Consider the following 13,192-nt stretch of genomic DNA (forward strand, 5'->3'; position numbering starts at 1 on the left):
CCGGCTCTCGCTCCAGAAGCACTACCACCGGGCGGAGCACTGGGTGGTGGTGCGCGGCACCGCCGAGGTCACCGTCGACGAACGGGTGGTGCTCGTCCACGAGAACGAGGCGGTCTACCTGCCCATCGGCTCGATGCACCGCCTCACCAACCCGGGCAAGATCGCCCTCGAACTCATCGAGGTGCAGGTCGGCTCCTACACCGGCGAGGACGACATCATCCGCGTCGAGGACATCTACGGGCGCTGAGTGGTTCGACAAACGCTCACAAATGGACAAGGCAATGTGTCCAACCCAGGGCGAGTCCGCCGTGGGCGGCATCATTCATGCCTACCCGTATACCGATTACGTGCCGAGTATGGTCGAAGGCTGCGGTATGGCGAGTCCGCAAGTCAGTCGGAGCCTCGCCGGTTCGCAGATACCGCCACCGACTGGCTAAAACAGCGGCGGCCTCGGCCTTGAAACCCCACCAAACCTACCTGCGCACATGGAACGCGTCCTGCCAGTAGGATCTTGGAATTTTTACGGCTTGACGTCGCGAAAAGCCGCAGCGGCGCCTGATTTGATGATGGAAACAAGTGCCGCAACGCCATCGTAGAAGAACACGACGACACCAAAAATCCCAAACAAGGCCATCGCATAAATGTTTAGCGGTTCATCGGCCTCAACCCTATCGTACCATAACGGATCGTGATCGGGGGCCATAAGCGATATACCTGAGAAGATTTCGCAGCTCGCCATCACGCCGATGGCAAGCCACAAATAAGACCACCACAGCGTGGTAAGCAGAGTCCTAACACAATTTTTGCAGGTCGACGAATGGGCCGGCAGTTTTCTCAATCCGTCCGTCACGGACGCCTGCACCGTCGCTCCATCGACGCCGGTTCGGTGACGAGTCGCCGGGACGCTAAGGTCGCTTGAATGGCCAAAATCGCTGTGGTTGATATCGCCGGTAAGAGCCGGCGCAAGATGCCCGTCGCCAACGTTCCCGCTCGATTTCCCAGCGGACCTCCCCCTTGCGAATATGGAAGCTATTCAAACCTTTAAATAGCAGGCTGCGCCTGTAGGGCTTCGTAGGCAAGCTTTTGCCGTTCGCCCTCGGCGCAGGCTAAACCCGCGAAAACATAGAATGGCAAGCCAAGATCGACGAGTGCACCGGATACCGCCGCGGCAATCAGAATGCCGACGCAAGCCATTCTGGCCGCCCCACGAGCATCGGCGTGCATACTACCTTGAATCGATTCTCTCTTCGAAAAAAATATCTGTATAAAAATCATAAAGAAACATATTATTCCGATGATACCAAGATTAGATGGAACAGCCATAATAAAACTGGACGCCCTGATACTGCCCAGCCCGCCACCCGCCCCGAAAGTATCGAAAAAATTTTGCAATGCCGTCTGGTTCCACTGCGCGCGCTCCATTCCAGATTGACTCGCGGACTTGTCGAAAATCGCGACATTGAGAAAGTCGGACAGCGCCGACGAGGCCGAAGGCGTCAAGAGGATCGCGAGGACAAGCAGCAGCGTCATCAGGGGACCGATGGCGAGAAACACAAATGTCGTAGCCGAGGCGCGCCCACGGGCCACCCGGGCAATCGCGCCGGTGTATAGCACCACGAGGAGGATGGGGGTGGCGACGTAAGCCGTCGTCGAGGTCGAGAAGGCAAGAAGCGCAAGCGACATGAAGCTGAGCCCCCCGGTCAGCCACGGCCGGTATCCGAGTAGCCAAAGTTGCGCCGTAAACCCGAGGGAGCCCACCGCCGCGTAGGAGAAGGCGGAGGTTTCCGTAAACGAACCGACGATTCGCCGAAGTCCACCCGTCGTTTCCTCGACGTGCAACTGGTAGTCCGCATTTCGAATAAATTCGAGCAGAAATCCAGTACCGGTCAACCCCGTGACGAGGTCGATGATGGCGAACACGATATTGGCGGCGGCGTAAACCAGCAGCGCCCCGGCGACGCGGGCGAAACCTCGGGGACGGGCCGCATAGGCTAGTATCGCGAGAAAACACACGAGATCGGCCAGTAGGTAGATAGACTGCGTGAGGTTGCCCGATGTCGGACCGAGGGGCACAAGAACCACGGACGGACCGTGCTCGGTTGCGCCGATGGCATTCACAAACGTGGCGCCGACAAACAAGCGAGGCAGCAGGAAGGCTCCCGCAATCCCGTAAGCCGCAAGCGTAGTGAACCAGAATCCTTCGCGTGGGAACGTCAGGCTGCGCGTGACGGGACCCAGTCGCGTGGCATCCGCAAAGATGGCAATCGCCACAAACCCAAGCATCAGATGCGCGGGTTGAATCGTTCCGGAACCGCCAAGCAGGATCGCCGCCGCCGCTCCAAGGAGGGTCAGAGGAACGAAGACACCGACAGCGAAATCAGGTCCTCGAAACAATGCGATCAAGCCAAGCAGGATCGTAATGGCTCCGATCGGTTCGACGTTCATCGGATGATGGCTTCCCGTCGAGCGTTGCGTTCCATCCTTGGGGGAGAGGACTCGCCAAATCGCCGCAGTGTCATATGGACCCAACACCTTATGTCTTGGATCGAGCTGCAGCCTGCCCCGAGCCCGGCTCGGCACATCAAAGGACAGGTGCGAGTCTTAGAAGAACCCGACGTTCAAGTCCTAGGTCGGACGCCTAGTCCCGACCCGACCGGACGCGTTTGGCCGTCTCGGAACCCTCTGCTCGTCGCGGGCGCCGATGCGGACGTAAGACCCGATCGCCGAGTGCGGCTGTTGCGAGCCCCAGACCGTACCCCACCTGACAGGCAATCAAAATGCTAAGAGCCGCGATTATGGTATCGCCGAGTGAACGACCATACGTCAGCGAGAGACCTGCTCCCAGGAGGAGCGACAACATCAGGCTGCCGGCGAAAGGTAGGAATCGGAGAATGAACGCCATCAAGAAGCCGACACAGAGTGCACCAGCGCAGATCTGGGTCATGAGACGCTCCAGCTTTCTCCATGATCCTCAAGGGATTATGGGCTTTGCGCGTCCGACGGACATCGCATAGATCGACACGACGAACGCCGGTTTCCCACAAACTAGCGTGACGCCAGTCAATAATATCTTACCGCGCCCCCGCATCGACGAGAGTTCTGCCAGAGAATTTAAAGCCTGAATAGGCCGAGGCAAGAAGATTCGGGCAATTCCCTCCCACGCCGGCTCGTCAGACACGGATTCAGTGGCTCCGCAAAGCGCTTACAACGCCTCCAAAGAACTAGGGTTTGGCACCTCCGGCGGTGAAGTCGGCGCCTTCAAGATGCCTTGAAGAAAATGCGTCAACACAAGGGGCGTATAAGTTTCCACGTAGGCACGATCACCGTCCTGCCCGAGCGTACTCCCTGTCTGCGCCACCTGGAGACGCCCCAGCGATTCGCACACGCCCCACAGCATGGAATGGACGATCTCCGCGTCCAACGTTTGCGGCATCGTATCGGGCGTGTTTTGTCGGATCAAATCATAGACCTTGCTCCGGCAAGACTTAATGATATCAATGTTGGTCTGTTTTTCTAAGTTAATAGAGGCATTGATATAATACTCAAGGGCATAGCCATTATTTTTGTGATAAATCAAGTAAACTGTGATCAGGGCCTTAAGCTTCTGAACCGGTGATACGGTGGAGGCCAAAAGCTGTTCGATTGCAGCTACGAGATCTGCGACGATCGGATAAGCTGCAGCTTCAAGCAGGCTCCACTTGTCTGGAAAATAGTAATTGATCAGCGCCGGCGTCACGCCCACGACGTCCGCGATTTCGCGACGTTGAATATCCGTGCGCGGACGCAAACTCATGATCTTTCTCGCCATTTCGACGAGCTTTTTACGACCGCCCAGACTTTCGCTACGCGACGGACGTCCCCGACTGCGCACTCGTTCACCCAACGTGTCGACCACCAAACCGCCCTCGACGTTCAACAATCGAATCCTCTTTTTCGTACCCGTTTGAACATTTTCTTCGGAGCTCCGCAGGACTACCCATTGTGTCGTTTTAGTGCCTCGGCAATAAACGTGCCCATCTCCCTCGAGAATCTCGCCAGCCCGTATTCTTCCGCGTGACGCATGGCGACTTCGGGCGAAAACGGCATCCGCCCACATTGATCGACTGCCTCCAGCAGGGCGTCGACCGTCTGTTCCATGAAGAACGTTCCCGTAACGCCATCGATGACTGTCTCAGAGGCGCCGCCACGGCCGAAAGCGACGACTGGACGACCGCTCGCCATCGCCTCCACCGGCACGATGCCGAAGTCTTCCTCGCCCGGGAAAATCAGCGCTTGCGCCCGGGCATAATGATGCTGGAGAGACGCGAACGGCTGGGGACCGAGAATCTTCACCGTCGGGCCGGCGAGCTTGCGAAGTTCCTCCAACATTTCGCCACCGCCGATGACAACGAGATTTAGGCCTGCTCGGTTGAATGCCTGAACCGCCAATTCCGGGCGCTTGTAACGGACGAGTTCTCCCACCATGAGATGGTAATCGCCCAGATCCTCTGGGCGAACGCGATCGAACGCAGCCGTATCCACGGGCGGGTGGATCACGGTGGAGTCGCGCCGGTAATAGCTCCGAAGGCGCTGGGCGACGGTGCGTGAGTTGGCCACGAACTCGTGGACTCTGTTGGCCGAAACCGCATCCCAGGTACGGATGTAGTGCGAGAGCGGCGGCATGAGCCACCGTGTCAGAAACCCGCTCCGCTCCCGGTAGTCGTGGAACATGTTCCACACGTAACGCATCGGTGAGTGACAGTAGCAGATGTGAAGCGCCCCCGCGGGCGGGATGACGCCCTTCGCCGGGCCCGATTCACTGCTGATCACCAGATCGTAGCCGCGCAGATCAAGTTGTTCCAAGGCCAACGGCATCAATGTCAGGTAAGACTTGTAGTTTTGTGCCGCCCTGGGCAGGGAGGCAATAAAGGATGTCGTAATCCGATGGGCCCGGATCTTCTCCGAGACCGCTTCAGGGACGTAGACGTGGGTAAAAATATCCGCCTGCGGATACAGGTCGCACAGTGCCTCTACGACTTTCTCGCCGCCGCGCATCCCGACAAACCAATAGTGGACGATGGCGACGCGCAGATCGTGCGGCTTTCGCACATGCGAGACAACTGCCAAGCCAGAACTCACTGTCCCGTCGCCGACAGCGCCCCGAAGCCGTCCGCTGACCGGATCGTCAGTGGTCTTCGACAAAGTCTCGTCACTCAAAGTCAGCCTGCCTCTCAGAGACGTGATAGCAACAAAGCGGGCACTTCACTTTTCCGTGAGCTCGACCGACAAATTGCCATCCTGAAATTATCAAAAGACTGCAAAAATTCCTGACGTGTATTACGCTCGACGTCGATGGACCCTTGCAGCTTGGCATGTTGAACTTCCCAATCCCACCATGAACGCCGAGACATGCACAATGGTTTATATTAATTTGCAGATTAATCGGACCAGGCATCTTTTTTTCGCGTTAGGGTTTCGTTAACGAATTAATACCGCACTGCGAAGAGCGCGCGGTCAGCCTGTCCCAGGAAGGGAAATGCCGCCATGATGAGTAATCCGAACCCGCAATCGGTCGTTGCAGGGGCGTATCGGCCAACCGCAAATGATGCATCGGCAAGTGGACGGGAAACGCAGGATCGGCTGAAGCGTGGCTTCGATGTATCCCTTGCGACGGGCATCATTATCGCGTTCCTGCCGCTCTTCTTGATCATCCTCGTGGCGCTGCTGTTTCAGGGACGACCGTTCTTCATCCAGCATCCCCGCGTCGGACACCGGGGGCGGATGTTCCCATGTCTCAAATTCCGCACCATGGTTGTCGACGCCGACGCCAAACTGAAAGAGCACCTTGCCTCAAACGCCGAAGCCCGGGCGGAGTGGGAAGCGACCCGCAAGCTGAAGCTCGATCCGCGAGTGACGGCGTTCGGGCACGTCCTGCGCAAGAGCAGCCTCGACGAACTCCCGCAGCTCATCAACGTGCTCCGCGGCGAGATGAGTCTCGTCGGCCCGCGACCGATCGTTTCCGCCGAGGTCCGTCACTACGGCAGCTCGATGGGATACTACGAGCAGGTTCGCCCGGGCATGACCGGGGCGTGGCAAATCAGCGGTCGAAACGACACCTCGTATGCTCAGCGGGTCGCCCTCGACTGCGAATACGTAGCGACACGGAGTTTTCGCCGGGATCTCACCATCCTCGTCCAGACTTTCCCAGCTGTGCTGGCGGCCAGAGGCAGCTATTGATCGGAGTTCGGCGGATCCCCGCGCAGGGTTGGTGGCCATGACGACGGATCCCTCCGCGTACGCCATCAATGGACGTTTCCTCACGCAACCGCTCACTGGCGTACAACGTTACGCCCGAGAGGTGCTGGGCGCCCTGGACCGGAATCTAGCCGCGACACGGCGGCGGTCCACGCTGGTCGCACCGCCGAAGCCCTGCGCAATGCCGCGTCTGGATGCCATCGATGTGCGCATCACCCAGGCACCCAGTGGTCACCTGTGGGAGCAAGCGGTCCTGCCGATGAACTGGCGCGGCCCCCTGCTCAACCTGTGTAACACGGCCCCCGTCATGAGAGCCTCGCAGGTCGTATGCATCCACGATGCTAACGTGTTCCGAATGCCGGAGAGCTACGGATGGCGCTTTCGGGCTCTGTATCGGACCCTGCAACCAATGATCGTCCGTCGTGCGGCCCGGATCGCCACGGTGTCCCATGACGCGGCCCGGCAACTGGCCGAACACCTGCCCATCGCCCTACGCGATGTGGAAATTCTTCCGAATGGGCACGAGCATGCCCTGCGGTGGAACGCGGCCGATGCGCAGGTGTTTTCCCAAACTCCGCAGGGCCGCCCGTTTGTCCTGCTGCTCGGCAGCCGCGCCCGTCACAAAAACATCGGTCTGATTCTGGGGCTTGCAGGCACACTGGACACCCTCGGCGTCGACCTCCTGGTCGCAGGCGACGACGGTGGCATCTTCACGGGAATCGAGACGGTCAGGGCGGCCAACATCCGCATGCTAGGGCGGGTCTCCGACGATGATCTCGCCCTCTTGTTCTCGCGGGCGATCTGCCTTGCCTTTCCATCGTTCACCGAGGGGTTCGGCCTTCCCGTCCTTGAGGCGATGGCATCCGGCTGCCCTGTGGTCTCGTCGGATCGGAGCAGCCTCCCCGAGATATGCGGAGGCGCAGCCTTGATGGCATCCCCGAACGAGCCGGAGATTTGGGCTGCGCACCTCGCCGCCCTGGTTGGCTCAACCGCCCTGCGCGATGACTTGCGTGGGCGGGGTCGGATCCAGGCCGCCCGGTACTCATGGAACACGACGGCACGCGGCTACCTCGACCTGTGCGGAAGGCTGTCCTGATGGCGGGCGAACGTGCAAATCCCGACCGGCTGCGCATCCTCCACGTCTTAAACCACACCTATCGATTGAACGGCCATGTCCATGCCGCGGTCGATCTCGCCTGCGCTCAGGCCCGGCTCGGCCATACTGTCCTGGTTTGCAGCGGTGGCGGCAGCTTCGATGATCTGCTCCGCGAAAACGGGGTCGAGGTAGTTCGGGTCGATCAGGTACGGCGTCCCTTGGCCGTTGCCCGTGCGATCCTGGCCCTTTCTCGGCAGGCCTTCACGGTCGACATCGTTCACGCGCATATGGTGACGAGCACGCTGCTGGCTTGGTTCGGTTGCGTCCTCAACGGGAAGCCCCTCATCACCACGGTTCACAACGCCTTCGAGCGGAGCGCCGTCGCGATGGGGGTAGGGCGGCGGGTAATTGCCGTGAGCGCGGCGGTCGGACGTTCGATGGCGGACCGTGGAATTCCCGCCCGGCGACTGCGCGTCGTCCTCAACGGGACCATCGGTTCGGCCCGTTTGGATCCGCAGGCACCGCCACCGTCCCCCCCGTTCGGCACGTCAATGAACGGTGCCGGGATGGACGGGGGTGTCGACGGGTCAGCAGCCGTGCCGCGTCCGACAGCACTGAACCTCCTCTTCATCGGAGGCCTCCATCCGCGAAAAGGTGTCTCGGATCTCCTCGACGCATTCGAGCGCGTCCATGCGACCCGTCCCGATACCCGCCTCACCATCGTAGGGGAGGGACCGCACGCGGACGAGTACAAAGAGCGGGTTGCCCGCATGGCTGGGGCGTCGGCCGTAACGTTTTCTGGCGGTCAGTCAGATCCGCGACCGTTCTTCGCAGCCGCCGACATCTTTATCCTTCCTTCCCTTGCCGACCCGGCCCCCCTTGTACTCTCGGAAGCCCGTGCGGCAGGCTGCGCCGTCGTCGCGACAGCGGTCGACGGTATCCCGGAACTCCTTGAGAACGGCCGCGCCGGGATTCTGGTGCCGCCAAGTGATCCGACGCAACTCGGAGACGCGATCCTGGCGCTGGTGCGCGACCCGGATGAGCTCGCGTTGTGGAAGCGAAACAGCCAGTACAACATCGACCACCTGAGCATTGCCCGCGTTGCCCGCGAAACCCTAGCGATCTACGCAGAATGCCTGCAACCTGAACCTCGACAGTCTCATCCAAACTCCAGTGCGGACTATCCGGCCCTCCCGGTCGATGGAAGTCGGAGAAGCTGACATGCCGAACTCCGTGAACGCGACTGCCGTTTCTGCCGTCGCCAGTTCGACCATATCCCCAGCCAACGACGTCCACCCCATCGTGCACGACCCGCATCTGCCCGCGGGCGCGGGGAAGCGACTTGAAGCCTGCTTGATCTACGCGACCTATGGACGCCCCGAGACATTGTCTCTCACGTATGACAGCGTTCGGCGACAAACCATTAGGCCCGCCTCGGTGATTGTCTCATGCGTCCACGAAGGCGATGCTGGTAGACTTGTGGAATGCAAAGAAGTTCGAGTGATCGTCGGCGCAAAGGGATTATGTCGGCAACGCAATCTCGCATTGGCCGAAATACCCAACAGCGCCGATGTAATTGTGTTCTTTGATGATGACTTTGTGCCCCATCCGCGCTGGATTGAATCGGTACTTGCGGTTTTCGAGGCACGACCTGAAATAGCTGCGGTGACTGGTAACCTACTTGCGGACGGCATCAAGGGGCCGGGGCTTTCAATCGAAGAAGCCTTCGCCCGCGTTGACGCCGCACCGGACGGCGATACATCCTGGGTTGCCCAGCCCTACAGCCCCTACGGCTGCAACATGGCTTTCCGCCGATCGATGATCGAGGGGGCAACCTTCGACGAGCGCCTGGTTCTCTACGGTTGGCTTGAGGACCGGGATTTCGGTGCCGTCCTCGCCAACCGCGGCGGGGCGACAATCAAGATTGGAACAGCCCGCGGCGTGCATATGGGCGTCAAAGGCGGACGAACCTCGGGCGTTCAACTCGGCTATTCGCAAGTGGTCAATCCAGTCTACCTCAATCGGAAGGGAACGATGCGCGCGTGGCTCGTCGCCCAACACATCTTTGGCAATGTTGCGAGCAACCTCTTCCGGGCGTTCCGACCCGAACCTTTCATCGACCGCGCGGGTCGGCTTCGTGGCAACCTAATGGGGTTCTTCGATCTCGCCCGCGGCCGCATCATCCCAGAAAAGGCCGCAACCCTTTGACGATCGAACCGCCTCGAACTCGGCCGCGCCCCATTCCTCAAGCCGTCGGACTGGGGCACACCGCAGCCCCGCCGAACTTTCGCCCGGCGCCATCCTTCGACATTGGCGAAGTTGTCGGAGCAGTCTGGCGTCGGCGCGTGCCCTTGGGGATCTGGCTCGCCCTGTGTCTAGCTTTGGCATCTTGGTACCTCGCCGTCGCGCCGATAACCTATACGGCCGCAACAATGGTGATCCTGGAACCGCGACAGGCCCTCGGGCCTGCGCCGTCCGCAGCGCAAAGCGTGGCGGCACAGGCGCTTGACGTTGCGCAGGCCGAAAGCCAGATCCAGGTGATCCGGTCCGAACGCATCTTGGCGAGCGTGTTCGATGCTCTCAATCTCCAGGAAGCCTCAGATTTCGCCGAACGCGGTCCGGGCCTCCGCGAACGACTGGCGGTGGCTCTTGGATTTGCGGATCCCTCCCCCCTCAACCCCGCCGACGTGCGGGCGAGGGCCTTCCAGGCCTTCACCGACCGGATCGGCGTCCGGCGTCTCGGCCAGTCCTACGTCCTCGAAGTCTCGTACCAATCCTCAAGCGCCGAACAGGCCGCGCGCGTCGCCAACGCGACGGCCGTTCAGTACATCAAGGCTCAGATCGATGTGAAGGCGGCGGCGGCGCTCCAGGGCACCGAGTACCTTCGCGGACGGATCGTAAACATCGAAGCCGAGCAGCGCGCCGCGTCAGAAGGTGTCCGCGAGGGGCGCATTCCCGACATGCTGTTCTCGGATGCCGATGCCCGCATCATCGGTGCCGCCCAGCGGCCTCTCAACAAGTCGTATCCCAAGAACGGGCTGATCAACGCGTTCGTCCTTACCTTCGGTCTTGTGACAGGGCTCCTCGCGGTCGCCGTGCGCCATGCGCTCGACCGGACCCTCAACACCCGACGCCAAGTTCGGGAGGCCTTGGGAGTGGAGTGTCTTGGGGTACTGCCGAGAGTGCCCCGGGCCCGTGAGCCGAGGCGGAACGCACTCCTTCCCTTTGCCAATTTAGCGATGGATCAACCGGATTCGCCCTTCGCGTACGGTCTGCGGAACATCCGCACGGGAATTCTAGTCGCGATGCCCCATCGCCAACGGTCCATCGGGATCGCATCCTGGGCCCACGGAGAGGGCCGAAGCACCGTGGCAACCAACTTGGCCTACCTCCTGTCGGTACCGAATGATACCGTCGAGCTCATCGACGCGGACATCCATAATCCAACTCTGACTGCCGTCCTCGCGCCCCAGGCACGCGCGGGGCTCAATGAGGTGCTCCTCGACGATGCCAGCGCACCCGAGAGCGTCTCGATATCGCTCTCGGCGGCACTCGGCTTCATCCCGGCGGTGAGCATGAAGAGCGAGGCCAAGCCCAATCCCAACCTCAATCTCGGATCTGAACGAATGACGGCGCTCCTCGCGCGCCTATGTGCGACACGCGACGTCGTGCTCGACCTTCCGCCGCTTTCGGCGGGCTCGGACGCCCGTGCCCTGAGTCCCCATCTCGACGGTATCGTGCTTGTCGTTGAGGCCGGTCGAACGACGATTGAAGAGGCCAACGAGGCAATCCGCCTTCTTCAGTCCTCGCAGGGGCGCGTCGTCGGCGTGGTTCTCAACAAGTCGAGGCGGGAGCGTCTTCCGAAGTCGCGTCCGCGTTGAGGAACGCCGCGGAAAACCTCTCTTAACGATGTTGCGTTCGCTTGCTTCACGAAGCGATTTAGCCCCGTTGCGAATGTGCACTGTCGAAAGCTCAACTCGTACGGCGCCAGCCTTCTGGAGATGACTTTCCTTCATACGTCATGGGCGGGAGCTCCCTTGAAGAGCGGCCCCGACATGAGGGAAAGCGATTGGACGAAAATGATGTCTTGCCGTTACTGAACCTTGGCGAAGAAATCGACGCCCTGTCGTTTCCACAATCAAAGTTATGAGGTGCTCCGGAAGTACTGCAGCCACGGGCAGAGCCGATTCGCCCTTGAATTTTTTAGGATAAAAATAAGGATCGGCGAAACGCAATTGTTAGGTCTATAGGATTCTGAACCACAACTTAATATTATTCATTTAGCTTATTTTGTAGATTTTGATCGGCTCTCTCGGTCTATTGCCGACGTAAAGCCCATTCGGTATCGTATCTCGATCAATGATTGAACCCGCTCCAATGACGCAACCTTCTCGGATTGTTACCCCTGGCAAGATGATCGCCCTCGCATAGATCATGCACCCACGCTCGATCGTGATCGGTTTATAGTTTTCGTCTCCGACTGTTCGCCGGAAAGGCCCAGCATCAATAATCTTGTGCGTTCCAGTCTCCAGCAAAACCTCCGAACCAAATCTTACCCAATCCCCTATTTCAATATGGGCAAAATTGTCTATGCGACTGCCTGCGCCGATCCTAACATTGTTTCCGACTGAAATAGCGCTTGTTAGAATATGAACTCCACTTCCAATTGACGAATTTGCACCAATTTTTACACCGATACTTCGTAGAATACTGATCCGAAATAATGAAGAAACCTCGGGTCTTTGTATTGCACTAACAATTCGAAACACTGTATTTCCCATCATCACCACTTTCGATTTTATTAGAAAACTTGTTTTCCCGTCAGAGCTTATATACGGCACGCTTTGTTGCATATTTTCGACAAATAGTCCAGACATACCTAATAGATAAAGTTATGAACTTAAAAAAATCCATACTATCGAACGCGCTTCACAGAGGGTGGCCATTCCACCTTGAAATTTTATTCAAGTCAGGGTCGGTCACTTCTGCTCAGAAGCGGTCGGGAGAGGGGTGAGCACCAACGGATGCAAAGACAGGCCCACTTGCTCCGGTCACCCGCAATCTGAAATCCCCTGGGTTCACCGTTGCGGTGCTGGTCCCGCTCGAATTTGCAACAGGGGGTGGTGTTGCACGCCGCCGGCGAGAGACAGTCAGCGGCTTTGTCACGCAATAAATAAAACCGGATGCTGCAAATCAGCCAAACCAATCTAACGTCCAAATACTATTTATGCTTGCGTTACGATGAAAATATTCAAAATATTTATTTACGAATGCCTTTTAACATTCCAAAGATGCCAGAAATTTAGATTCCTTCATGATTTTTATTGATCGCGTTCATTTGGATGGGGTCACGCTCGTATTTGACGCCTGCTCCTCCCGAGCACGAAACCTTCGCATCGTGTACAACGCCGGCGAGGCTTCATCCATGACAAGTTGCTGGCCAGTGACTGATTAGACTAAAATTCGACAGGCTAATATCACCTGTGAACGGCTTGTCGAGAGCGGGATCTCCCAAGTCAATATTAAGCAGACGTCGACTTAGATCCAAAATTACTATATCCTGATCAGTATCTCCCCCAGCTGTCCGAAAAGAAATACTCTTCACTTTTTAGACTGCATAGGCGAAGAACATTGGCGTTCAACACGGATAATGGTGGGCCAACTGTATCCATTCCAGTTTCACGCTAGATATCAGCACGACCGGGGTCCACATCGCCAAGCCTAATCGTCAGTGCACACATTTTGCCGCAGGAAAAAGCGGACCGCTTCGGGTCAATGATGGCCGCGCCCGATCAACCGTTAATCGATTTCCACCCTCGTATCGTCAAAATAATAATTCCATCCCATCAAGCCGCATTAATA

At 58.5% G+C, this 13,192-nt stretch carries 10 protein-coding genes; 6 read left to right on the forward strand and 4 right to left on the reverse strand.

Annotated elements, in window-relative coordinates:
• A partial coding sequence (locus tag FV218_RS19395; protein WP_147711159.1) for a cupin domain-containing protein occupies positions 1-247 on the forward strand: 247 nt, incomplete at its 5' end.
• A gap of 273 nt (positions 248-520) precedes the next feature.
• On the opposite strand, the gene FV218_RS19400 is transcribed toward FV218_RS19395, so the two are convergent.
• The 4 genes from FV218_RS19400 to FV218_RS19415 all read right to left on the reverse strand — a co-directional run bounded on the left by FV218_RS19400 (position 521) and on the right by FV218_RS19415 (position 5,070).
• Positions 521-862 (reverse strand): hypothetical protein, encoded by a 342-nt coding sequence (locus FV218_RS19400; RefSeq protein ID WP_147711160.1) that lies wholly within the window; start codon positions 860-862, stop codon positions 521-523.
• A gap of 179 nt (positions 863-1,041) precedes the next feature.
• Positions 1,042-2,445: a hypothetical protein gene (locus tag FV218_RS19405; protein ID WP_147711161.1), complete on the reverse strand. Its 1,404-nt coding sequence runs from the start codon at positions 2,443-2,445 to the stop codon at positions 1,042-1,044.
• Between the two features lie 757 nt (positions 2,446-3,202).
• The gene (locus tag FV218_RS19410) at positions 3,203-3,916 is read right to left on the reverse strand and encodes a TetR/AcrR family transcriptional regulator (RefSeq protein WP_187273106.1); all 714 of its coding nucleotides are present in this window, start codon (positions 3,914-3,916) and stop codon (positions 3,203-3,205) included.
• Positions 3,917-3,972: 56 nt separating this feature from the next.
• Positions 3,973-5,070, reverse strand: a complete 1,098-nt coding sequence (locus tag FV218_RS19415) for a glycosyltransferase (RefSeq protein WP_147711168.1) — start codon at positions 5,068-5,070, stop codon at positions 3,973-3,975.
• Positions 5,071-5,523: 453 nt separating this feature from the next.
• On the opposite strand from FV218_RS19415, the gene FV218_RS19420 reads away from it, so the two are divergent.
• Genes FV218_RS19420 through FV218_RS19440 form a run of 5 tightly spaced genes read left to right on the forward strand, consistent with a single transcriptional unit; the run spans position 5,524 to position 11,211 of the window.
• The gene (locus FV218_RS19420) at positions 5,524-6,216 is read left to right on the forward strand and encodes a sugar transferase (RefSeq protein WP_147711163.1); all 693 of its coding nucleotides are present in this window, start codon (positions 5,524-5,526) and stop codon (positions 6,214-6,216) included.
• 37 nt (positions 6,217-6,253) lie between these two features.
• Positions 6,254-7,330 carry a glycosyltransferase family 1 protein gene (locus FV218_RS19425; protein ID WP_147711164.1) on the forward strand — a complete coding sequence of 359 codons (1,077 nt, stop codon included), beginning with the start codon at positions 6,254-6,256 and terminating at the stop codon, positions 7,328-7,330.
• Complete coding sequence (locus tag FV218_RS19430; RefSeq protein ID WP_246685192.1) at positions 7,330-8,550, forward strand: glycosyltransferase family 4 protein; 1,221 nt, start codon at positions 7,330-7,332, stop codon at positions 8,548-8,550. The genes FV218_RS19425 and FV218_RS19430 overlap by 1 nt, the downstream gene beginning before the upstream one ends.
• 1 nt (position 8,551) lies before the next feature.
• Entirely contained in the window at positions 8,552-9,538 is a 987-nt protein-coding gene (locus FV218_RS19435) for a glycosyltransferase (protein ID WP_147711165.1), read from the forward strand.
• A complete protein-coding gene (locus FV218_RS19440; protein WP_147711166.1) occupies positions 9,535-11,211 on the forward strand; it encodes a tyrosine-protein kinase domain-containing protein in 1,677 nt (558 codons plus the stop codon). The genes FV218_RS19435 and FV218_RS19440 overlap by 4 nt, the downstream gene beginning before the upstream one ends.
• The last annotated feature ends 1,981 nt before the right edge of the window (positions 11,212-13,192 follow it).

Origin of the sequence: Methylobacterium sp. WL69 (assembly GCF_008039485.1) — a bacterium.
GTDB lineage: Bacteria > Pseudomonadota > Alphaproteobacteria > Rhizobiales > Beijerinckiaceae > Methylobacterium.